The sequence below is a fragment of the Streptomyces sp. S.PNR 29 genome, assembly GCF_030386795.1.
In the GTDB taxonomy this organism is placed as follows: domain Bacteria; phylum Actinomycetota; class Actinomycetes; order Streptomycetales; family Streptomycetaceae; genus Streptomyces.
Genome location: NZ_JANUQM010000005.1, coordinates 488,753 through 510,622 on the forward strand (window position 1 = coordinate 488,753; position 21,870 = coordinate 510,622).

The window sequence follows — 21,870 nt, forward strand, 5'->3', positions numbered from 1 at the left end:
GGTACTCCCTATGCGCTGGTGCGGCGAGCCGCTGCCTGAGTGATTCGGTCGAACATGACTCCGAGCAGGACGATGGCGAGCCCGGCCGCCAGGCCCTTGCCGTACAACTGGCCCTGCGAGAACCCGGCCACGACGTCGTAGCCGAGGGCGCCCGCTCCCACCAGGCCGCCCACGACAACCATCGACAGCACGTAGATCAGGCCCTGGTTGGTCGCGAGGGTCAGGGCACCGCGGGACATCGGCAGTTGCACCTTGGTGATGAGCTGCCAGGTGTTGCACCCGGAGGACGTCGCCGCCTCGACGGTGGTCTCGGGCACGGCCCGCACCCCGTCGGCGATGATCTTGATGGCGACCGGCGCCGCGTAGACGACGGCGGCGACGATGGCCGTGAACCGTGTCGCGCCGAACAGCGCGAGGAACGGCACGAGATAGACGAACGGCGGCATGACCTGAGCCGCGTCCAGGGTGGGCCTGACCAGCCGGTCCACGAGCTCGCTGCGCCCCATCCACACCCCGAGGACGACGCCGAGCAGCATCACCAGCACCGTCGCCACGGCGGTGGACGCCAGTGTGGTCATGCCGTCCGACCACACGCCCGTACCGACGAGCAGCCCCACGCACACGGCGGCGGTGGCCCCGGCGCGCCAGCCGCCGAGCACCGTGCCGACTGCGACGAGCGCCGCGCCGACGAGCCACCACGGGGAGTCGGTCAGCAGGGTCTGGAACGGGTTGAGCAGGCCGTTGGTGAGGGCGTCGCGGAAGGCGTTCGTGAGACCCGACAGGTTGTCCTGCGCCCAGGTGGTCACGTCGGCGGCCGCCTTGGAGATGGTGCTGCCGGTGCCGCCCTCGCCCGGGAACTCCGCCGCCCATACATACGTGTGCGACAGATACACCAGCACCGCCGCCGCCACTCCCCCGGCGATCAGCAGATGCCGTCGCCACTTGAGGAAGGGGTTCTTCGAGCGCCGGGCCGTCTCCGCCCGCCCGCTCGCCGCGGTGGTGACCCGGTCCAGCACGATGGCCATGACGACGATGGCCAGACCGGCGTTGAACGCCGTGCCGACATCCAGTGACTGCAGGGCCTGGACGACGGTCGCTCCGAGGCCGGGCGCGTTGATCAGGGCGGCGATGGTCACCATGGCCAGGGCGGCCATGATGGTCTGGTTGACGCCCATCACCACGGTCCGCCGGGACATCGGCAGCAGGACCTTCAGCAGCGTCTGCCACCGCGTCGCGCCCAGTGAGTCCGCCGCTTCGACGGTGGTCTCGGGTACCGAACGGATCGCGTGCGCAGTGATGCGGATCGCCGGTGGTGCCGCGTAGATGGTGGTGGCGATCGTGGCGGAGGCGGGACCGATGAGGAAGAACAGGGTCAGCGGTGCCAGGTAGACGAAGGTCGGCATCGTCTGCATGAAGTCGAGGAACGGCGTCACGACCCGGTTGAACCGGTCCGAGAGCCCCGCCCACACCCCCAGGGGGATGGCGAACAGCAGCGCCACGAAGACCGCTGAGAGGGTCAGCGCCAGCGTGTCCATGCTCTCCTGCCACAGGCCCTGAAGGCCCAGGAAGGTGAAGCCCGCCACCGTCAGCAGCGCGACCCGCCAGTTGCCCACGGCCCAGGAGACATAGCCGGCGATGCCGACGACGCCGAGCCAGCCGATCTGCGGCACCGGGCGGCCCGGAGTCGGCTGCGAGATCAGTTCCTGGACGAAGGTCACCAGGGTGTCGATGACCAGGCGGATCTCGTTGAAGAAGTAGAGGAAGAGCGGGTTGGAGTTGCGGTTCGCCCCGATCGAGTCGTTGACGTCGTTGAACCAGCGGTGCAGATCGGTGAGGTCCGCCGCCGCCAGCGTCAGGGTCTGCTTCCCGCGCAGCACGGCGAAGAGCACCAGCCAGACGACCAGGATCGCGGCCAGCATCATACGGCGGCTGATCCCGCGCGCCCTCGCGACGGGCGGGACGGCCTGCTCCACCGTCTCGGTTTTCTCCGGTTTCTCCGGTTTCTCCACGGCGACGGTCATCACATGTCGCCTTCCTGCCCGGCGACCACCGCGAGGATCTCCTCGTCGCCGACGATGCCGAGCAGCTTGCCGTCCTCGACGACCTTGACCGGCTTGTCCGCCGCGAGTACCGCCCGGGTGGCTTCCTTCACCACGACGTCGGGGCCCAGCTCGGGCCCGTCCAGGGGGTCGTCGGGCTCCGCCGGGCGCATGATCCAGCGCAGGGTCAGCACGTCGCCGCGCGGGACGTCCTTGACGAAGTCGCGTACGTAGTCGTCGGCGGGGGCCCCGACCAGTTCGTCGCCGGTGCCGCACTGGACCATCCTGCCGTCGCGCATGATGAGGATGCGGTCGCCCAGCTTCAACGCCTCGGAGAGGTCGTGGGTGATGAACACCATCGTCTTGCCGACCTCGTGGTGCAGGCGGACGACCTCGCTCTGCATGTCACGGCGGATCAGCGGGTCGAGCGCCGAGAACGGCTCGTCGAAGAGGAGCACATCGGGATCGCCGGCCAGGGCCCGGGCCAGACCGACGCGCTGCTGCATACCGCCGGAGAGCTGGTCGGGGTAGGAGTTCTCGTACCCGGACAGGCCGACGAGTTCGACCACCTCCAGCGCCCGTCTGCTGCGCTCGGCCCTGCCCATGCCGCGGATCTCCAGCCCGAACGCCACGTTGTCGACGACGCGGCGGTGGGGCAGCAGCCCGAAGTGCTGGAAGACCATGGAGAACTTGTTGCGCCGCAGTTCGCGCAGGCGCTTGTCGTCCGCGTCGCGGATGTCCTCCCCCTCGAAGAGGATCTCTCCGGCCGTGGGTTCGATGAGCCGGGTCAGACAGCGCACCAGAGTGGACTTGCCGGAGCCGGACAGGCCCATGACGACGAAGACCTCGCCGGGCGCGACCTCGAAGTTCACATCGCGCACGGCGGCGGTACAGCCGGTGCGCTCCATCAGTTCACGGCGGGTGAGCCCGCACAGTTCCTCGGAGTCCGGTACCTGGTCGGCTTTCGGCCCGAACACCTTCCACAGCTTGCGCACGGAGATGACCGGCGTGGGGGCCGCGTCCTGGGGTGTGCCGCGCCGATGCGGCACCTCGGTCGTTGCTGGGGTCATGTTCGACCTCTTTTCGGCGTTCAGCCGCGGAACCAGTGCTGCGGCCGGGGTTGGATGTTCTGCCAGATGTGCTTGGGCTCTCGGTACTCGTCCAGGCCGGTCGGTCCCAGCTCCCGGCCCACGCCGGAGTGCCCGAACCCGCCCCATTCCGCCTGCGGTACGTAGGGGTGGTAGTCGTTGATCCACACCGTGCCGTGGCGCAGCCGCCGGGCGACCCGCTGGGCCTTGCCGGCGTCCTGCGTCCAGACGGCTCCGGCGAGTCCGTACTCGGTGTCGTTGGCGATGCGCACGGCGTCGTCCTCGTCGGCGAAGCGTTCCACGGTGAGCACGGGCCCGAAGGACTCCTCGTGCACCACGCGCATGTCCTGCCGGCACTCGTCGAGAACGGTCGGCGGGTAGTAGTGCCCGTTCGCCAGGGCCGGGTCACGGGGGCGTTCACCGCCGCAGCGCAGTACGGCGCCTTCGGCGAGACCGGCCGCGACATACGCCTCGACCTTCTCCAGGTGCTGCGCGGAGATCAGCGCGCCGGTCTCGGCCTGCGGATCGAAGGGGCCGCCGAGGCGGATCTGCCGGGCGCGGCGGACCACCTCGTCGACGAACCGGTCGTGCAGCGCGTCCTCGACGATCAGCCGGGCACCGGCCGAGCAGACCTGCCCTGAATGCAGAAAGACGGCCGTGAGCGCGAAGTCCACGGCCGCCTCGAAGTCGGCGTCGGCGAAGACGACGTTGGGGTTCTTGCCGCCGAGTTCCAGCGCGACCTTCTTCACGGTCGCGGCGGCGGTGGCCATGATCCGTCTGCCGGTGTCCAGGCCGCCGGTGAAGGAGACCATGTCGACGCCGGGGTCCTCGGCGAGCGGAGCGCCCACCTCGGGCCCGGTCCCCAGGACGAGATTGGCGGCGCCGGCCGGGATCCCGGCCTCTTCCAGTGCCTTCATCAGCAGGATCGAGGTGGAGGGGGTGAGCTCGCTGGGCTTGAGGACGATCGTGTTGCCCGCGAGGAGGGCGGGCGCGACCTTCCAGCTCGCCTGGAGCAGCGGGTAGTTCCAGGGGGTGATCAGTCCGCACACACCGACCGGCTCGTACACGACGCGGCTGACGGCGTCGTCGCGGCCGGTGTCGATCACACGGCCGGCGCTGGTGCCGCCGAGCCCGCCGTAGTAGCGGAAGCAGGAGACGACGTCGGCGATGTCGTACTCGCTCTCCACCAGCCGCTTGCCGGTGTCCAGCGATTCGGCGCGGGCGAACTGCCCGGCGTCGCGCTCGACGATGTCGGCGGTGCGCATCAGGAGCGCTCCCCGCTCCCGCTCGGGAGTGCGCGGCCAGGGCCCTTGATCGAAGGCACGGCGGGCCGCGGCGATGGCCGCCTCGGCATCGGGACGCGTACCTTCGGATACGGTCACGGAGAGCGTGCCGTCGGCGGGACAGCGGATGTCCCGGTAGCCTCCGGCGACGGGATCCCGCCATGTTCCGTCCACATACAGGTCTGCCACCTCGGGAGCCCTTCGAGCGAATCGTTGCGCATCACGCACCGCATTGCTTGTGGTGGAACACTCTGAAGAAGGAGGGATCCCACGTCAAGGGGTTGACCGATGACGTTTTCACCAAGCTGACGGCCGGGAGGACACGCTGAGCCCAGGCCGGATGCGCCTGGTTTCCGGACCAAGCGGCTGCCTGAAAACTCCGTGTTACGGCAGGCGGTCCAGCAGTTCACGGCGCCACCGCTCGGTCTCGGCGATCTGGTTGAAGGTGAACAGGTGCAGACCTGCCACGCCCGCCGACGGCGCGGTGAGCGCCTCGGAGCCACGGGCGAGCAGCCGCTCGGGCGCGTAGCCGCCGGGGGCCGCGAAGCGCAGGAACCAGGACGGGTGCCTGGTCAGGAAGCGGGTCGACTCCCCCACACCGATCTTCGTCGCCATGGACAGCAGCTTCGCCCGCTGCACCGGCCCCGCGACACCCACATGGACGGGCAGGGCGATGCCTCGACGGCGTATCCGGCCGACCCAGTCACCCAGCACACGCGAGTCGAAGCAGAGGTTGCTGACGATATACGTGGCATGCGCCTGTTTGTCCCACATCGCCTGGATGGTGAGGTCGTCGTGGATGAGCGGGTGACTCTCGGGGTAACCGGTGATGCCGACGCGGGCTAAGGGGCTGCCCAGTTCGCCCAGCCTGCGCAGCACCGGCAGCGCCCCGTCGTAGGCCCCGGCCGGCGGATCGGCGTCGCCTGCCGGTACGAAGACGTCATCGACGCCCGCTCCGCGGAGCCGGTCGATGACGTCCTTCAGGTGCGCGTCGTCCCGCAGCAGCCGCGCGGGCACGTGCGGGGCGACGCGGTAGCCGTGCGCGGCGAGCCGGCCTGTGAGGTCGAGCGTCGGCTCCAGGCCCTTGACCGGCGACGCCGTCACGGTGACGACGACGTCGCGCGGGACATGGGCGAGGACCTTGTCCTCCGTCGCCCTCGCGGGCAGCACCTCGTAACGCACGCTGTCCAGCAGCGCGCGGAAGTCTTGGGGGCCCGACACTTATCCGACCTGCTTGTGGGCGTCGCGGTACCGGTAGTACGCGGCCGTGGAGGGGGGCAGCGGCTCCTTCCCGAGGATGAGGTCCGCCGCCTTTTCCGCGATCATCATCACGGGCGCGTAGATGTTGCCGTTGGTGACGTACGGCATCACCGACGCGTCGACGACACGCAGCCCCTCCACGCCGTGCACCCGCATGCTGGCGGGATCCACGACGGACATCTCGTCGGTGCCCATCTTGCAGGTGCAGGAGGGATGCAGCGCGGTCTCGCCGTCCTTGGCGACCCAGGCGAGGATCTCCTCGTCGGTCTCGACGGAGGGTCCGGGCGAGATCTCCCCGCCGTTGTACGGAGCCAGGGCGGGCTGGTTGAGCAGCTTGCGGGCGACCCGGATCGCCTCGACCCACTCTCGGCGGTCCTGTTCGGTGGACAGGTAGTTGAAGCGCAGCGCGGGGTGCTCTGCCGGGTCCTTGCTCTTGATCTTCACCGAGCCGATGGCGTCCGAGTACATGGGCCCGACGTGCACCTGGTAGCCGTGCCCGCCGGCGGGCACGGAGCCGTCGTAGCGGACCGCGATGGGCAGGAAGTGGAACATCAGGTTGGGATAGTCCACGTCCTCGTTGCCGCGGACGAAGCCACCCGCCTCGAAGTGGTTGGTCGCGGCGGGGCCCTTGCGGAAGAGCCATTGCAGGCCGATGAAGGGAGCGCGCCATTTCGCCAGGTACGGCTGCATGGAGACGGGCTGCTTGCAGGCGTACTGGATGTACACCTCCAGGTGGTCCTGCAGGTTCTCGCCGACACCCGGCAGATCGTGCACGACGTCGATGCCGAGCGCGCTCAGCTCCTCGGCGTTGCCGACGCCCGAGAGCTGGAGCAGCTGGGGGGAGTTGATGGCACCTCCGCAGAGGATGACCTCGCGGGCACGTACCTGCTGGGGTCTGCCGCGGCCACGCCGGTACTCGACACCGACGGCGCGCTTGCCCTCGAAGAGGACGCGGGTGACCAGCGCGCGGGTGGTGACGGTGAGGTTGGGCCGCTTCCTCGCGGGCTTGAGGTACGCCTTGGAGGCGGACAGACGGCGCCCTCGGTGGACATTGCGGTCGAAGGGGGCGAACCCTTCCTGCTGATATCCGTTGACGTCGTCGGTGCGGGGGTAACCCGCCTGCTGTACGGCCTCCAGAAAGGCCGAGAAGAGCGGGTTGGCCGCCGGCCCGCGCTCCAGGACGAGAGGGCCGTCGTGACCGCGGAACTCGTCGTCCGGATCGGCGGCGAGACAGTTCTCCATGCGCCGGAAGTACGGCAGGCAGTGGGCGTAGTCCCAGGTCTCCATGCCGGGTTCGGCCGCCCAGCGCTCGTAGTCCATGGGGTTGCCGCGCTGGAAGATCATGCCGTTGATGCTGCTGGAACCGCCCAGCACCTTTCCCCGCGCGTGATAGATGCGCCGGCCGCCCATGTGGGGTTCGGGTTCCGACTCGTACTTCCAGTCGTAGAACCGGCTGCCGATCGGGTAGGTCAGGGCCGCGGGCATGTGGATGAAGACGTCCCAGGGATAGTCGGGCCTGCCCGCCTCCAGGACCAGCACGCGGTTGCCCGGGTCGGTGGAGAGCCTGTTGGCCAGTGCGCTGCCGGCCGATCCACCACCGACGATGACGAAGTCGTACTGCAGGGGAGCCATGGTGCCTCGTCTCGCTCGCGCCGTAGATACGCGCGGCATGCTAGTACCAGTATCGCTATATGCACCAGGTTGCGAGCAGCGCAACTTTCGGCTGGTCTGTACCGAACCCGTGATCCGCGTCGCTGCTGTTGTTGTTTATCGCCCGTATAGTTTCGCTGTGAGCAACTACCATCCAGATACCGAAACGACAGGTTCGCCGGCCGGTGGAGTGCAGTCCGTCGATCGCGCCATCACCGTGCTGGAGATCCTGGCCCAGCGAGGCGAGGCCGGCGTCAGCGAGGTGGCCGGCGAGATCGATGTCCACAAGTCCACCGCGTTCCGGCTGCTCGGCGCCCTGGAAGCGCGCGGCCTCGTGGAGCAGGCGGGTGAGCGCGGCAAGTACCGCCTCGGCTTCGGCATCGTACGCCTCGCCGGCGCGGTCACTGGACGCATCGACATCACCCAGCAGAGCCGCCCCGTCTGCGAGCGCCTCGCCGACGAGATCGGCGAGACGGTGAATCTCGCCGTGATGCAGGAGCACTACGCGATCAACCTCTACCAGGTGCGCGGCCCGGGTGCCGTCACCGCGTACAACTGGGTCGGCCAGCTGACCCCGTTGCACGCCACGTCCAGCGGCAAGATCCTGCTGGCCCACATGCCCGCCAAGGAGCGCGCCGCGCTGCTGTCCGAGGCCGGCCTGAAGAAGATCACCCCCCGCACCATGACGGCGAAAACGAAGCTGGAGAAGAATCTCGCCGAGGCTCTGGAGCGTGGCTACGCCTGGACCCTGGAGGAGCTGGAGGTGGGGCTGCACGCCATGGCCGCACCGGTCCGCAACCGGGACGGAGAGGTCATCGCGGCCATCAGCGCCTCCGGACCCGCGTACCGGTTCACCGAGGAGCGCATGCACGAACTCGCCCCGGTACTGGTCAAGGGCGCGGACGAGGTCAGCCACCGCATGGGCTACCTGGGTTGAGACGCTCCTGGACGAAGGCGTGGAACTCGCCGATGTGATGCTCGCTGGGTACCAGGACGCCGCCCTTGGCGTACAGCCGGGAGCTCATCGTGGGCTGGCAGCGCTCGCACGCGTCGAAGTCCTGCCGGTTGACGCGGTCGAAGAGCTCCACCGACCGGCTGACGTCCTTGCCGCTTTCGACGACGTGCCTCAGGTAGAGCCAGTCGCACTCGACGATCGTGCGGTCCGCGGCGACCGGGTACATCCGGTGGAAGATCACATGGTCGGGCACGAGGTTGATGAACACCTGCGGCCGGACGGTGATCGCGTAGTAGCGGCGGTCCTGCTCCTCGGTGACCCCCGGTATGCGGTCCAGACCCTCGGAGCCGTCGACGGTGAAGCCCTTGACGTCGGCGCCGAACTCCGCCCCGTGGCCCACGTAGTACTGAGCGGCGTACCCGTCGGCGAACTCCGGGAGCACCTCGGTGAGTTCGGGGTGGATCGTCGCGCAGTGGTAGCACTCCATGAAGTTCTCGACGATGAGCTTCCAGTTCGCCTTGACGTCGTAGACGATCCGCTTGCCGACTTCAAGGTTCTCGATGCCGTAGTGCTCGATCGACTCGACGTCGCCGAGACGTGTCACCACGTCCTGTACGACCTCGTCGAAGGGAGGCGGGTTCTCGGCGAGGCACACCCACACGTAGCCGAGCCATTCATGCGTAGCCACGGCTGCCAGGCCGTATTCGGTGCGGCTGACGTCGGGCATTTTCGTGAGGTTGGGCGCTGCGACGAGTTTGCCCGTCAGGTCGTACGTCCAGGCGTGGTAGGGGCACTGGAAGGCACGTCTGACCTCGCCGGTCTCCTCTGTGCAGAGCTTGGCACCGCGATGCCGGCAGACATTGAAGAAGGCGCGTATGGAGTTGTCCCGTGCGCGTGTGATCAGGATGCTCTCGCGGCCCACCTCGACGGTCCGGAAGGCACCGGGTCCGACGAGGTCGGCGGAGCGCACGGCACAGAACCACATCGCTTCGAAGATGTGCTCCTGCTCCTGGGCGAAGATCTGCGGATCCGTGTAGGAGGAGCCGGGGAGGGTGGCGATCAGGCTGTCGGGCAGGCCGGTCGAGGTCACAGTGCACTCCTCGGAGAACGTCGTGGATCGGTCATGCACGCGCCGGGAAGAGCGACACCGGACGTCGTTGGATAAAAAGGGCGCCGCAGGCCGTACGCGACAGCGGCAGGGTTTCTTGCCGGGTCGGCGCCGTCAGGACGCCGTGGCTGCGAGCTGCTTGCGCCAACGCATGAAGAGCCGTGGCTGGTTCATCCCGAGCACACCGACCGGATGTCCGGCACGCCGGTAGACGGCCAGGACGTTACGGTCGTCCGGGCTGCCTTCCTCGATCGTCACACTGTCGGCGCGGGCCGCGTGACCGGCGAACTGGATCTTCACGCCGTACTGGTCCGACCAGAAGTACGGGGGCCGGGGTATGCCCGGTTCCGTCGCGCCCCAGGACAGCAGCGCGGCCACGGCCGCGTCGGGGCGCTCGCGTGCACCGGTCCAGTGCTCGACGCGACGGTGGGTGCCCACGCGGGGGTCGTACCAGGAGGCGCAGTCGCCGACCGCGACCACCCCGGCCAGGCTGGTGCGACCGTCCGCGCCGCACTTGACGCCGTCGGCGAGGTCGACGCCGGATCCCTCCAGCCACTCGACGCAGGGGCGGGCGCCGACACCCACGACGACGATGTCGGCGGGAATGGTACGGCCGTCCTCCAGCAGGACGGCGTCGACCCTGTTCTCGCCGCTCAGCCCCTTGACGCCCACGCCGCACAACAGTCGTACGCCGTGGTCCGCGTGGAGGGCGGAGACGATGGCGCCCATGGTCTCGCCGAGCGGTCCGGCCAGCGGCGTGGGCGCCGCCTCGACGACCGTCACGTCGAGTCCGAGAGCTCGGGCGGTGGAGGCGACTTCGGCACCGATGAACCCGCCGCCGATCACGACCAGCCTTCCGCCCACGACCAGTTCGTCCCGCAGGGCGCGGGCGTCGTCCAGCGTGCGCAGGGTGTGCACACCGGCGAGGCCGTCCGTGCCCGGCAGGGTCCGCGCGGCCGCGCCGGTGGCGATGACGATTCCGTCGGCCCGCACCTCCCGGCCGTCGGTGAGCCGCACGGCGCGGGGCTCGGTGCCGAGTCCGGCGGCGCGGGCTCCGAGCAGCCACTCGGCCTGCAGGTCCTCGTCGTCCGGCTCCAGCGCGAGATCGGCTTCGCCGATGCCGCCGGCCAGGAACTCCTTGGACAGTGGCGGCCTGTCGTACGGGCGGTGGAGCTCGTCGCCGATGACGACCAGCCGCCCGTCGTACCCCTGCTTCCGCAGGGAGCGCGCCGCTGACAGACCGGCCAGCGACGCGCCCACCACGGCCACCGTCCTCACGCGACGCCCCCGGCGAGCCGCGCCGCGATGCAGGGCGGCAGGTTGGGGGCTTCCGTGGACAGCCGGACGTAGATCATGCCGTCCTCGACGAAGACCTCGTGCGTACGCACCGGGAGCTTGGCCGGCGGGGCGTCGACGGCTCCGGTCTTGAGGTCGAACTTCGAGGCGTGCAGGGGGCATTCCACCTCACAGCCCTCCAGCCAGCCGTCGGCGAGCGAGGCGTCCTGGTGGGTGCAGGTGTCGTCGATGGCGTAGAGCTCGCCGTCATCGGTGTGGAACACCGAGACCGGCGGGTCGATGTCGAGCCGGAGGGCCTCGCCTCGGGGCAGATCCACGAGACGGCACGCGGGAATCATCATGACACCTCGGTGCGTATAGCGAAACGGATTGCGGTTAACGCAACGCCAGTTTGCGGTCGGCCACAAACCCTTGTCAAGGCGTTCACGGGACGTGTAACCCCTTCCTTTGTGTTGCTTTTTACGCAACGCTCTGCGTGGTACGAAACGCAGGTCAGGGAGTCGGCACCTCTCAGAACAAAGGGGTCGGCAGTGCCGAGGCCGTGGCCTCCAGACCCCAGCGGGCGGTCACGCGCACCGCGTCGGCCGTCGAGGCGACGTCGTGCACGCGCACGCACCAGGCGCCCTGCGCGGCGGCCAGGACCGACACCGCGGAAGTGGCCGCGTCCCGCAGGTCCGGCGGGCGGGGCCGGCCCGTCGCCGGATCCGCCAGCAGCTGGCCCAGAAAGGACTTCCGCGCCGCGCCCACGAGGACAGGTCTGCCGAGTGCGGCGATCTCCCGGAGGCGGCCGAGCAACCGCCAGTTGTGGTCGGCCTGCTTGGCGAAGCCCAGCCCCGGGTCGACGACGAGGCAGTCCGGCGGGACGCCGGCGTGCAGAGCCGCTTCCACCCTCAGCCGCAACTCGTCGACCACATCGGTGACGACGTCGTCGTAGACAGCGTTCGCCTGCATGCCCGCGGAGTGGCCGCGCCAGTGCATGACCACGTAGGGCGTGCCGGCCTGCGCCATCAGCGGCAGCATCGCGGGATCGGCGAGTCCGCCCGAGACGTCGTTGACCAGCGCGGCACCGGCTTCGATGGCGCGGGCGGCGACCTCGGCGCGCATGGTGTCGACACTGACGGGCGCGCCCGCGGCCGCGAGTTCGCGAATGACCGGCAGGACGCGCCGCACCTCCTCCTCGACGGGTGGGCGTGCGGCGCCGGGGCGGGTGGACTCGCCACCCACGTCCAGGATGTCGGCGCCCTCGTCGAGCAGCGCGAGGCCGTGCGCGACGGCCCGCTCCGGGTCGAACCACCGCCCGCCGTCGGAGAACGAGTCGGGTGTGACGTTCACGATGCCCATCACCAGGGTCCGGCCGGGACGGGGAAGCCCTCGCGGGTACAGCGCGGGAGCGGCCTGGTCCGGCCGGGCGGCGGTGCTCATGCGGTGCGGGGTGGATCGGCGAGGGGGCACGCGGGAATCACCATGGGGACCTCGTTGCACATGAGGAAACATCATGCGATGTGTGCAACGAGTCTGGGGACGGTCGAGAGGCACTGTCAAGGCAGTGGGAAGGCTTCGACGCGGACCGGCCCGTACCCTCGGCCGGCTCCCCGCGCACGGTGGAGACCATCATCCCGGCCTCGTGGGGTCTGGCACACCGAACACACCAGACCCCACGACGGCGACGGCCGCCCCGGCCGGGCATGGCGGCGCCCGTCTCACCAGCCCCGGGCCGCCCACTCCTGCAGGTGCGGTGCTTCCACCGCGATGGTGGTCGTCTCGCCGTGTCCGGTGTGGACGACCGTCTCACCCGGGAGCGTCAGCAGCCGGTCACCGATCGAGGTGATGATCGTGCCGAAGTCGCTGTACGAACGCCCGGTCGCACCGGGCCCTCCCGCGAACAGCGTGTCGCCGCTGAACAGTACCCCCAGCTCGGGCGCGTACAGGCACACGGCCCCGGGAGCGTGACCGGGGGTGTGGAGGACCCGCAGGCCGATGCCCGCCACCCTCAGCTCGTCACCGTCGGCGAGCGGGCGGTCGGGCCGCCGGTTCGGGTGCACCATCTTCCACAGCACCTGATCGTCGGGGTGCAGGAGGATGGGCGCCCCTGTGGCGAGGGCGACGTCCGGCGCCGCGCGCACATGGTCGTCGTGGGCGTGGGTGCACACGACGGCCACCAGCCGGCGATCGCCGACGGCCGCCAGGATGGCGTCGGAGTCGTGTGCCGCGTCGATGACGACCACCTCGTCGTCGTCACCGACGATCCAGACGTTGTTGTCGACGTCCCAGGTGCCGCCGTCGAGGCTGAAGGTCCCGCTGGTGACGAGGTGCTCGATGCGCGGTGCGCCGGCCATCACAGCACCACCACGGAGCGCAGCACGTCGCCACGGTGCATCTTCTCGAAGGCCTCCTCCACGTCGCCGAGGCCGATGGTCTCGGAGACGAACGCGTCCAGGTCGAAACGCCCCGACAGGTACAGGTCGATGAGGGCCGGGAAGTCGCGCGAGGGCAGGCAGTCGCCGTACCAGCTGGACTTGAGCGAGCCACCGCGTCCGAAGACGTCGAGCAGCGGCAGCTCCACCTTCATCTCCGGGGTGGGCACGCCGACCAGCACCACCGTGCCGGCCAGGTCGCGGGCGTAGAAGGCCTGCTGGTACGTCTCGGGGCGGCCGACCGCCTCGACCACGACGTCCGCGCCGAAGCCTCCGGTCAGCTCGCGCACCGCCTCCACGACATCGCCCTTCGCGCCGTCGACCGTGTGGGTGGCGCCCATCCGCAGGGCCCGGTCCAGCTTGCGCTGGTCGATGTCGACGGCGATGACCTTGGTCGCGCCGGCGAGCTTCGCTCCCGCGACGGCTGCCATTCCGACCCCGCCGCAGCCGATCACGGCGACGGAGTCCCCTCGGCCGACGGCACCGGTGTTCACGGCCGCGCCGAAGCCCGCCATGACACCGCATCCGAGCAGGCCGGCCGCCGCCGCCGGGGCCGCCGGGTCCACCTTGGTGCACTGCCCGGCGGCGACCAGCGTCTTCTCCGCGAAGGCGCCGATGCCGAGTGCCGGTGAGAGCGGAGTGCCGTCGAGCAGCGTCATCGGCTGCGTCGCGTTGTGGGTGGCGAAGCAGTACCAGGGCTTGCCCTTGCTGCAGGCCCTGCACTGGCCGCACACCGCGCGCCAGTTCAGGATGACGAAGTCACCGGGTTCGATGCCGGTGACCCCCTCGCCGACCGCTGCGACGCGACCGGCCGCCTCGTGCCCCAGAAGGAAGGGGAAGTCGTCGTTGATCCCACCCTCCCGGTAGTGGAGATCGGTATGACAGACGCCGCACGCCTCGATGTCGACCAGCGCCTCACCCGGACCGGGGTCGGGGACGACGATGGTTTCGACGGAGACCGGTGCACCCTTCTTCCGGGCGACGACGGCACGAACCTCGTGAGCCATGAGTTGCTCCTCAAGCGGGAAACCCTCGCGAGTGCGTTGCCTCATCAGATACAAGCACCGCTATACGCAACTGAGCATCAGGGAGAACGACGCCGAGGGTCAAGAGGCCGGCTCCAACCAGCTCAGCCCGCGGCCTGCGGATCCGTCAGGGCCGCGGCCGTCCCGACACCGCCCTCCGGCTCCCGCTCGCCGACGGCGTCGGCAGCTCCCTCACGCTCCCGAAGCGGCTCCTCCATCGGCTCGGCGCGCAGCGCCTTCACCAGGGAGACGCACAAGCCGATCATCACGAAGAGGAACGGGAACGCGGCGATGACGGCCACCTGCTTGACCGCCTCCAAGCCACCGGCGAGCAGCAGCACGGCCGCGACCAGGCCGGTCAGCGCACCCCAGAGGATCACGACGAGGCGACCTGGGGTCATGCTGCCGCGGCAGGAGAGCATGCCCAGCACCACGGAGGTCGCGTCGGCGCCGCTCACGTCTTGGGGAGCGCGGTCAGGTAGCCCCCCACCGCCTCGGTCTGGCCGCCGTCCTGCTGCTGTTCTGGCGGAGAGCACGAACAGGACGGTCAGCACCGCGATGATCGTCACGGCCAGTGCCGTGGAGTTGGCGACCCCCCAGACCTCCTTCAGTCCACTGTTGATCTGCAGCGCACCCAGACCGAGGGAGACGGCGGAGCCGAAGAGGGTGGCGAAGATCGCCAGGATGTCGATGGACTTGCCCAGCGGTCCGTCCACCCGGTCGCCGAGCAGCGGACGGAAGGCGGAGCTGATCAGACTGTTTCCGCTCTTGCGGAATCCGAAGCAGGCGAGCGCCAGGCCGGCCACGGCGTACATCGCCCAGGGATGGATCGCCCAGTGGAAAGAGGAGTACTCCAACGCCAGACGGGCCGCGTCCGCACTCCCCGCCTCGGCGGTGCCCGGCGGCGGGCTGGACGAGTGCATGATCGGCTCACTCGCCGCAGAACATCAGACCGATGCCCATGCCGGCGCTGAACATCATCGCCACCCAGGAGGCGGTGCTGAACTCCGGGCGTTCGCCGTCCCTGCCGAGCCGGATGCGGCCGAACCGGCTGGGCGCCAGCAACGCCGCCAGCACGGGGTGTTCTTCACCGACAATCTGGCCGCGGTCGCCGAGACGACGTTGGGCCGGATCATCGACAGCTTCGGCTGGCTCTTCATCCTGACCAGTTCCGGATTCGTGACTCATCCGAAGCCTTCCGACAGGGGACGGGGGTAGCGGGTCTGCATCCCTGCGAGAGCACCGCGCACAGCGATGCACAACACGCAACTTCGAGCTCGATGTGCAGCATCGGTTTCTGCCCTGCCCCGGTGCGTCAACCCCCCGTACACCGACCGTTCCACCGGACGCGACGCGCCCGGCACCGGCTCTTCTCCCGCGCGATGCCGCGGCTTCCAGGTCAGTTGGAGCTCATGGGTGCCGGCCCTGTCGGTCGTCGGCCGGTGGGCGTTCGGGGGCGTGAGGCGGCTTCGGTGTCCCGGAGTGCGTGGGCCTCGGCCAGGAGGAGGTAGCCGGCCGCGGTCCAGGTGTAGGCGCGGTCGCGCAGGCCCTGGCCGGTGAGGGCGTCGAAGTTCTCCGCGAAGCCGTGGGTCTCGCACAGGCCACGGAAGCGGGCGCTGATCTCGTCCGCGAGGTGGTGGTGGCCGCCGCGGCGCAGGCCGTCCTCGATGAGGACGGTGGCCGGCGCCCAGATCGGCCCGCGCCAGTAGCCGTCGGAGTGGTAGTGGGGTGAGGTGGGGAGTTCGGTGGCCAGTCCGTGCGGGGTGAGATGGGCCTCGATGCGGGCCGCCAGTACAGCGGAGACGTTCCCGGGCAGGTGCTCGCCCAGCGCCATCGGCATGAGGTCCAGGAGGCTGGACGTGCCCCAGGTCTGTGAACTGCCGACGCCGCGGGCCAGGAACCGTTCCCCTGTCCACAGCTCGTCGAGCATCGCCGCCTGGGTGGCCTCGGCCGTACGGGTCCACCGGCGTGCCTCGTCGGGACGGCCCAGTTCGGTGGCGAGCGCGGCGAGTTCACGCAGTTGCAGGGCGAGGAAGGCGGCGAGGTCGGCGGTGACGACCACGCGCTCGGGGTCGAAGGTCGTGGCGTTGTCCCAGCCGCTGTCGTTGCCGTGCTGGTAGTGGGGCAGTACGGCGCCCGGTGCGCGGCGCGCGGTGAGCCAGAAGTCCGTCCAGCGGCCCAACCGGCGGTAGATCTCGGTGAGTTCCGTCCGGCCGAGGCCGTCGGGGAGTCTTCGGCGCAGGTGGGACAGGGTCCAGCCGTGGATGGGCGGTTTGACGAAGTTGTAGAGGACCTCCGAGTGGGTCACCGAGTCGGGCAGGGCGCCGCTCTCGTCCTGGTGGTCGAACGGCAAGGAGAACTGGTCCCAGGCCAGGGCGGGGGCCCCGGGTGCCAGGGCGAGGGCGTTGAAGCAGTGGTCCCAGCTCCAGACCTTGTCCATCCAGTGCTTGGACATCAGTACCGCGGGCCGGGTGACCAGGGACACCGGGCGGACCGTCGCCGACCACAGGACGTACGCGGCGAGTTCGGCGGCGGGGGTGCCGGACGAGCGCCAGGGGGCCACCGCGTCGGCGAAGTCGGCGAAGGCACGCTCCGCGGCCTCCACGACCCGGCCGAACGTCTGCGAAGAGGCGTAGGGGCGTCGTGCGCTGTCCAGCTCCTCCACCGCCGCTTCCCAGACGCCTCCGGCGTCCGCGATGAGCGTGAGTCCGCGGTCGCCGCTGCCCAGGGCCTGGCTGCCGGACGTCTCGGCGACGGAGCCGGACAGCACGGTGATCCGGTAGCGGCGCCCGGTCTCGTACGAGGTGAACACATGGGCACCGTCCACCGGGTCACGGAAGAAGTACGTGCCCGTGAAGGGTGTCAGGGCCTCCGCGGCAGCGGTGATGCGCAGCCCCAGTCCCTCACCCCGGAGACGGACGACGTCCGCTGACTCGTAGGCGCAGCCGATGGTCCCGCTGCGGTGGACCCATCTGAGCAGGCTCGGCGTCGTCTCGACGCGGGTCGCGGCCCGGTCGCCCGTCGTCGTGTCGAGGGGCACCAGACGCAAGACGGCGTGCATGCCGTTCTGGTGGGAGACCAGATGGAGGTCGTCGGCGTACGTCTTCTCCGCCACCACGGGCGAGAGGTCGAACCAGGAGCCGTGGGTGCTGAACGGGATGTCGTGGACGGAGAAGGCCGGGCCGGATCGGGCGGCGGTCATGAGACGTTACTCGTTTCTTCGACGGTGGGCGCGGCGGTCTGCCGGGAGGTGGATCGGCCGGAGGAGGTCAGTCCTTGACGGCTCCGGCGGTCACGCCTGCGGCGACATAGCGCTGGGCGAGGACGAGGATCACCGTGGCGGGCAGCGAGGCCACGACGGCGGTCGCCATGATGGCGTTCCACTCCTGGTTGTTGTTGCCTATGTAGTGGTAGATGCCGAGGGTGATCGGCTCGTGGGCCCCGCCGTTGGCAAGAGTGCTGGCGAAGACGAAGTCGGACCAGGACCACAGGAACGCGAACAGCGACACCGTGACGACGGCGTTGCGGCTCATGGGCAGCACGACGGACCAGAAGGTGCGCAGGGCCCTTGCTCCATCCATCTGCGCGGCCTGGATCAGCTCGCCGGGGATGCCGGACATGAACGCGGTGAAGATCAGGACCGCGAACGGGACGGCCAGTGTGGAGTCGGCGACGATCAGACCAGGGACGGACTGGAGCAGTCCGAGGCTGAGGTAGATGGCGTAGAAGCCCATCGCCATGATGATGCCGGGGATCATCTGGGCGACCAGGAGCAGGAAGCCGAGCACGCCCCCGCCGCGTGGGCGGAGTTTCGCCAGCGCGTAGCCGGCGGGCGCGGCCAGCGCCACGGTCAGTACGACGGTGCCGAGGCCGATGATCAGGCTCGTGCCGAGGTAGGGCACCTGCTGGTCGAGGACGGCGCGGTAGCCGTCCAGGGTGCCGTGGACGGGGAACAGGTCCGGCGGGCTCTTGCGCATGTCCTGGTCGCGGGTGAAGGACACGTTCAGCATCCAGTAGACGGGGAACAGCATGACCGCGGTCAGCAGCAGACCGACGGCCGTCTTCCACGACGTACGGCTGGGGACTCGGTTCATGACAGTGCCTGCTTTCGCTGGACCCTCAGGTACACCAGTCCGAAGACCAGCGCCGCGACGACGAGCAGGTTGCCGACGGCCGCGCCGGGGCCGAAGGCGGGCAGCAGGTTGCCGAAGCCGAGCCGGTAGGACCAGGTGGCGAAGGTGGTGGACGAGTCCGCCGGGCCGCCCTTGGTCATGATCCAGATGATGTCGAAGACCTTGAGCGTGTAGACGAGGCCCAGCAGCAGGGTGATCGCCGACACCGGGCGCAGCAGGGGGAAGGTGATGCGCGTAAAGCGCTGCCAGGTGTTCGCGCCGTCGAGGGCCGCCGCCTCGTACAGGGTCGAGGGGATGGACTGCAGGCCGCTGTAGAGCACGACCAGGTTGAACGGCACACCGATCCAGATGTTCGCGATGATCACCGAGGTCAGTGACCACGACGGCGAGGTCAGCCAGTTCACCGGACCGATCCCGACGGCGTGCAGGGCTGCGTTGACGACACCGGAGTCGCTGTTGAGCATCCACGACCAGGTGGAGGCCGACACGATCAGCGGCAGCAGCCACGGCACCAGGAACAGGGCCCGCAGAGTGGCGGAGAGCCGGAAGTGCTGGTTGAAGAAGACGGCGAGGGCCAGGCCGATGACGTACTGGAAGAACAGGCACACGGCGGTGAACACGACGGTGTGCGTCAGCGCTGGACCGAAGGTCGGGTCCTGGAAGACGGTTTCGTAGTTCTTCAGCCCGGTGAACGGTGCGTTGCCCTGGACGAAGGAGCGGACGGTGTAGTTGCGCAGGCTCAGGTCGAGGTTGCGGTAGAGCGGATAGGCGTAGAAGAGGGCGAGGTAGAGGGTCACCGGGGTGAGGAAGGCCCAGGCGGCCCACTGCTGGGAGGTGGGACGCCGGCGACGGTGGGTGGTGCGGGCCGGGGGCGGGGCGGCGGTGGCCGCCCCGTTCCGGTCGCGCACCGGCCGGCGGTCCGGCAGGCGTGTCGTGCGGTTCATCGAGGAGCCCCGTGTCACGGTTGCCTGCCGGTTTACTTCGCGGCGTCCTGCGCCGCGGTGAGCGCGTCCTTCGGCGACCTGGACCCGCTGAGGGCGGACTGGACCGCCTTCCACATCTGCTCGGAGATCTTGGGGTACTGGGTGCCCAGGTCGTCACTGGTGCGTCCCTTGGCCGACTTCACGGCCTGGACCCAGGGCTTGAGCTTGGGGTTCGCCGCCACCTGCTTGTCCTGGACCTCGCCGGTGGGGGCCACGTAGGACAGGGTGGTGTCGGTGTCGTACAGGTTGTCGGTGCTGGTCAGGCAGGACACCAGCTTGCGGGTGATGGCGTAGCGGCCGGTGTCGCCCTGGACCGGGACGGTGACGAACTCGCCGCCGGTCGGAGCCGCGGCGTTGCCCCCGTCGGCGCCGGGGATGGGCAGGACGCCGTAGTCGAAGCCGGCCTTCTCGGCGTTGGCGAGCTGCCAGGTGCCGTTCTCCGCGAACGCGTAGTCGCCGCTCGCGAACTCCTGCCAGCTGGTGGTCTGGGTGTTGTTGATCACCGAGTTGGGCGCGTAGCCCTTCTTCAGCCAGCCGGTCCACAGGGACAGCGCCGAGACGCCCTGGGAGGAGTCGAGTTCGGTCAGCTCGGCGCCCGAGCCCCAGAACCAGGGCAGGAACTGGAAGCTGCCCTCCTCCGTGCCGATCGCGGAGAAGGTGATGCCCTTCTTGCCCGCCTTCTTCACCTTCGCCAGCGCCGCCGTCAGCGACTTCCAGTCCTTGACCGAGGCGACGTCCACACCGGCCGCCTTGAGGACCTCCTTGTTGTAGTAGAGCGCGAGGGTGTTGGCGCCGATGGGCGTGCCATAGGTCTTGCCGCCCGACTGGCCGGCCGCGAGCAGGTTCGGGTCCACCTTGGAGGTGTCCAGCTTGTTCTCGTCGGTCGTGGTGAGCGCTCCCGCCTCGGCGAGCGTCGACACCACGGGGTTGTCGAGGATGAGCACGTCCGCGGAGTTGTCCTGCTGTGCGGCCAGCAGCGCCTTGTTCATCAGGTCGCTGGTGTCGAACGCCGTCCGCTTGACCTTGACCCCGGCCTTGCTGCCGCAGCCGTCCAGCAGCTTCACCCACGCCGAGTCCTTGGCGAACTGCGGGTACGGGTCCCAGATGGTGTAGGTGCCGCTGTCCGCCGCCTTCGCGGACGACGTCCCGTCACCGGAGGAGCATGCGGCGGTGCCGACGGTGAGGGCGACGACGGTCATGGCGGCGGCGGTGAGACGGTGTCTGGCGGGTTTGTTCATGGGTGTTCCTCTTGAGTGATCCGGGTGGCGATTCGGATGTGGGCATGCCAAGCCGACAGGCGGCGGAGGCGCATCACGCCGCCGGTACGGGCAGGTGCGGTCCGGGCAGGGGGCAGCCGGTCGGGCGGCTCAGGCGGTCACGTCGGAGCCGGGACTCGCCGGCGCGACCGTGCCGACGGGCCCGGTGCTGGCACGGAGAGAGATCGGCGGGGCGAGCAGGTGGTGGCGGGGCGGTGCGTCGGGGTGGTCGAGCCGCTCGACGAGCAGTTCGACGGCCAGACGCCCCATCTGCGCGGCCGGCACGTCGGCCGCGGTGAGCTGCGGGGTCATCGTCTCCGCCCACCGGGCGGCGACGACGCCGGTGACGGAGAAGTCGCGCGGCACATGGCGCCCGGCATGGGCCAGGCCCCGGTAGAGGCCGCCCAGTGCGGCCTCGTTCAGGGTGACGAGGGCCGTGGTGGCGGGATCGTCGCGCAGAATCCGTTCCAGGCAGGCCTGGCCCGAGGGGGCGTCGTCCCCGCAGGTGTACGTGCGGACGGTGAGCCCGCGCTCCGCGGCGGCCTTGGTGAAGCCGTCGAGCCCCCGGTGCGCGGACTCGTACCCGGCGCGCAGGAGCCGCTCGGGCCGGTTGACGAAGGCGATCCTGCGGTGGCCCAGGTCCGCGAGGTGGTGGACACAGGCCGCCGTCAGCGCGGTGTGGTCGAGGCCGACCCACCAGTCGCCCTCCGGCCGCGCGGTGCGGCCGATGCAGACGGCCGGGAAGTCCTCGGCGAGGAGGTGGTCGACGCGGTCGTCCTGAAGTCTGATCTCCATCAGGATGGCGCCGTCGACACGTCGCTCGCCCAGCAGCCGCTGGAACGAGCGGTCGCTGTCCACACCGCTCGGCGAGAGCAGTACGTCGTAGTCGTAGGTTGCCGCGGCCTCCACCACGCTGCCGATGAAGTCGAGCTGCATCCCCGTGTAGTGGTTGCCGGCGGGCGGGAAGACCAGACCGATGGTGCTGGTCCGGCCGTTGGCCAGGGCGCGTGCGCTCGCGTTGGGCCGGTAGCCGAGGTCGTCGATGACCCGCCGGATCTTCTCGCGGGTCTCCTCCGACACCGGGCGCTTGCCGCTCAGTGCGTACGAGACGGTGCTCCGCGAGACACCGGCCCGCTTGGCGATCTCACCGATGTTCACGGGGACTCCTTCATCGAGCTCATTCGACCTCATCGAACCGGTTCGCGTGAAGGGAAGGTAGGAGCTGGCCGGGCGGGTGTCAATGCCTTGCGCGGAGTTCCCGGAACTCATCGGAAACCCGGATGTACCGGCAGAGAGAGTCGCGCACGGAGTATTGCTGGCCAGGTCGGGCCGGTGCTACCTTCCGGCGAACCGGTTCGACAGGTGTCGTCGGGCGGACGA

Annotated in this window: 18 protein-coding genes and 1 pseudogene; 1 reads left to right on the forward strand and 18 read right to left on the reverse strand. The window is 69.6% G+C overall.

The window, feature by feature from the left end; genetic code table 11:
- Positions 1 to 8: 8 nt before the first annotated feature.
- The 5 genes from NW895_RS17075 to betA all read right to left on the reverse strand — a co-directional run bounded on the left by NW895_RS17075 (position 9) and on the right by betA (position 7,302).
- The gene (locus tag NW895_RS17075) at positions 9 to 2,021 is read right to left on the reverse strand and encodes an ABC transporter permease subunit (protein ID WP_289936411.1); all 2,013 of its coding nucleotides are present in this window, start codon (positions 2,019 to 2,021) and stop codon (positions 9 to 11) included.
- Entirely contained in the window at positions 2,021 to 3,109 is a 1,089-nt protein-coding gene (locus tag NW895_RS17080; protein ID WP_289936412.1) for a glycine betaine/L-proline ABC transporter ATP-binding protein, read from the reverse strand. The genes NW895_RS17075 and NW895_RS17080 overlap by 1 nt, the downstream gene beginning before the upstream one ends.
- A gap of 20 nt (positions 3,110 to 3,129) precedes the next feature.
- Entirely contained in the window at positions 3,130 to 4,599 is a 1,470-nt protein-coding gene (locus NW895_RS17085; protein ID WP_289936413.1) for an aldehyde dehydrogenase family protein, read from the reverse strand.
- Positions 4,600 to 4,794: 195 nt separating this feature from the next.
- Positions 4,795 to 5,631, reverse strand: a complete 837-nt coding sequence (locus NW895_RS17090) for a methylenetetrahydrofolate reductase (protein ID WP_289936414.1) — start codon at positions 5,629 to 5,631, stop codon at positions 4,795 to 4,797.
- Positions 5,632 to 7,302: a choline dehydrogenase gene (gene betA / locus NW895_RS17095; RefSeq protein ID WP_289936415.1), complete on the reverse strand. Its 1,671-nt coding sequence runs from the start codon at positions 7,300 to 7,302 to the stop codon at positions 5,632 to 5,634.
- Between the two features lie 208 nt (positions 7,303 to 7,510).
- On the opposite strand from betA, the gene NW895_RS17100 reads away from it, so the two are divergent.
- Positions 7,511 to 8,257: an IclR family transcriptional regulator gene (locus NW895_RS17100; protein WP_289936524.1), complete on the forward strand. Its 747-nt coding sequence runs from the start codon at positions 7,511 to 7,513 to the stop codon at positions 8,255 to 8,257.
- Here NW895_RS17100 and NW895_RS17105 read toward each other — a convergent pair.
- The 13 genes and pseudogenes from NW895_RS17105 to NW895_RS17165 all read right to left on the reverse strand — a co-directional run bounded on the left by NW895_RS17105 (position 8,229) and on the right by NW895_RS17165 (position 21,648).
- Entirely contained in the window at positions 8,229 to 9,365 is a 1,137-nt protein-coding gene (locus tag NW895_RS17105) for an aromatic ring-hydroxylating dioxygenase subunit alpha (RefSeq protein ID WP_289936416.1), read from the reverse strand. The two genes, NW895_RS17100 and NW895_RS17105, sit on opposite strands and share 29 nt — an antisense overlap.
- Positions 9,366 to 9,497: 132 nt before the next feature.
- Positions 9,498 to 10,661: an FAD-dependent oxidoreductase gene (locus tag NW895_RS17110; RefSeq protein WP_289936417.1), complete on the reverse strand. Its 1,164-nt coding sequence runs from the start codon at positions 10,659 to 10,661 to the stop codon at positions 9,498 to 9,500.
- Complete coding sequence (locus NW895_RS17115; RefSeq protein WP_289936418.1) at positions 10,658 to 11,020, reverse strand: bifunctional 3-phenylpropionate/cinnamic acid dioxygenase ferredoxin subunit; 363 nt, start codon at positions 11,018 to 11,020, stop codon at positions 10,658 to 10,660. The genes NW895_RS17110 and NW895_RS17115 overlap by 4 nt, the downstream gene beginning before the upstream one ends.
- Positions 11,021 to 11,189: 169 nt before the next feature.
- Positions 11,190 to 12,020, reverse strand: coding sequence for a dihydropteroate synthase (gene folP / locus NW895_RS17120; RefSeq protein ID WP_289936526.1), 831 nt, complete (start codon positions 12,018 to 12,020; stop codon positions 11,190 to 11,192).
- A gap of 359 nt (positions 12,021 to 12,379) precedes the next feature.
- Positions 12,380 to 13,015 (reverse strand): MBL fold metallo-hydrolase, encoded by a 636-nt coding sequence (locus tag NW895_RS17125; protein WP_289936420.1) that lies wholly within the window; start codon positions 13,013 to 13,015, stop codon positions 12,380 to 12,382.
- On the reverse strand, positions 13,015 to 14,100 hold the full coding sequence (locus NW895_RS17130) for an S-(hydroxymethyl)mycothiol dehydrogenase (protein ID WP_289936422.1): 1,086 nt from the start codon (positions 14,098 to 14,100) through the stop codon (positions 13,015 to 13,017). The genes NW895_RS17125 and NW895_RS17130 overlap by 1 nt, the downstream gene beginning before the upstream one ends.
- Positions 14,101 to 14,222: 122 nt before the next feature.
- Positions 14,223 to 14,687: a BCCT family transporter gene (locus tag NW895_RS41210; RefSeq protein ID WP_354670097.1), complete on the reverse strand. Its 465-nt coding sequence runs from the start codon at positions 14,685 to 14,687 to the stop codon at positions 14,223 to 14,225.
- A gap of 9 nt (positions 14,688 to 14,696) precedes the next feature.
- A pseudogene (locus tag NW895_RS41215) lies at positions 14,697 to 15,306 on the reverse strand (BCCT family transporter); the annotation flags it as partial.
- A gap of 211 nt (positions 15,307 to 15,517) precedes the next feature.
- Positions 15,518 to 17,320 carry a trehalase family glycosidase gene (locus NW895_RS17145; RefSeq protein WP_289936425.1) on the reverse strand — a complete coding sequence of 601 codons (1,803 nt, stop codon included), beginning with the start codon at positions 17,318 to 17,320 and terminating at the stop codon, positions 15,518 to 15,520.
- Positions 17,321 to 17,387: 67 nt separating this feature from the next.
- Complete coding sequence (locus NW895_RS17150; RefSeq protein WP_289936426.1) at positions 17,388 to 18,212, reverse strand: carbohydrate ABC transporter permease; 825 nt, start codon at positions 18,210 to 18,212, stop codon at positions 17,388 to 17,390.
- On the reverse strand, positions 18,209 to 19,195 hold the full coding sequence (locus tag NW895_RS17155) for a sugar ABC transporter permease (protein WP_289936427.1): 987 nt from the start codon (positions 19,193 to 19,195) through the stop codon (positions 18,209 to 18,211). Before NW895_RS17155 ends, NW895_RS17150 begins: the two co-directional genes overlap by 4 nt.
- 32 nt (positions 19,196 to 19,227) lie before the next feature.
- A complete protein-coding gene (locus NW895_RS17160) occupies positions 19,228 to 20,472 on the reverse strand; it encodes an extracellular solute-binding protein (RefSeq protein ID WP_289936428.1) in 1,245 nt (414 codons plus the stop codon).
- A gap of 129 nt (positions 20,473 to 20,601) precedes the next feature.
- Positions 20,602 to 21,648, reverse strand: a complete 1,047-nt coding sequence (locus NW895_RS17165; RefSeq protein WP_289936429.1) for a LacI family DNA-binding transcriptional regulator — start codon at positions 21,646 to 21,648, stop codon at positions 20,602 to 20,604.
- Between the last annotated feature and the right edge of the window lie 222 nt (positions 21,649 to 21,870).

Bases quoted from the DNA above. Each gene is read 5' to 3' on its own strand.
- NW895_RS17075 (WP_289936411.1), bottom strand. From the start codon at position 2,021: ATGACCGTCGCCGTGGAGAAACCGGAGAAACCGGAGAAAACCGAGACG.
- NW895_RS17080 (WP_289936412.1), bottom strand. From the start codon at position 3,109: ATGACCCCAGCAACGACCGAGGTGCCGCATCGGCGCGGCACACCCCAG.
- betA (WP_289936415.1), bottom strand. From the start codon at position 7,302: ATGGCTCCCCTGCAGTACGACTTCGTCATCGTCGGTGGTGGATCGGCC.
- NW895_RS17115 (WP_289936418.1), bottom strand. From the start codon at position 11,020: ATGATGATTCCCGCGTGCCGTCTCGTGGATCTGCCCCGAGGCGAGGCC.
- folP (WP_289936526.1), bottom strand. From the start codon at position 12,020: ATGGGCATCGTGAACGTCACACCCGACTCGTTCTCCGACGGCGGGCGG.
- NW895_RS17125 (WP_289936420.1), bottom strand. From the start codon at position 13,015: ATGGCCGGCGCACCGCGCATCGAGCACCTCGTCACCAGCGGGACCTTC.
- NW895_RS17130 (WP_289936422.1), bottom strand. From the start codon at position 14,100: ATGGCTCACGAGGTTCGTGCCGTCGTCGCCCGGAAGAAGGGTGCACCG.
- NW895_RS17145 (WP_289936425.1), bottom strand. From the start codon at position 17,320: ATGACCGCCGCCCGATCCGGCCCGGCCTTCTCCGTCCACGACATCCCG.
- NW895_RS17150 (WP_289936426.1), bottom strand. From the start codon at position 18,212: ATGAACCGAGTCCCCAGCCGTACGTCGTGGAAGACGGCCGTCGGTCTG.
- NW895_RS17155 (WP_289936427.1), bottom strand. From the start codon at position 19,195: ATGAACCGCACGACACGCCTGCCGGACCGCCGGCCGGTGCGCGACCGG.
- NW895_RS17160 (WP_289936428.1), bottom strand. From the start codon at position 20,472: ATGAACAAACCCGCCAGACACCGTCTCACCGCCGCCGCCATGACCGTC.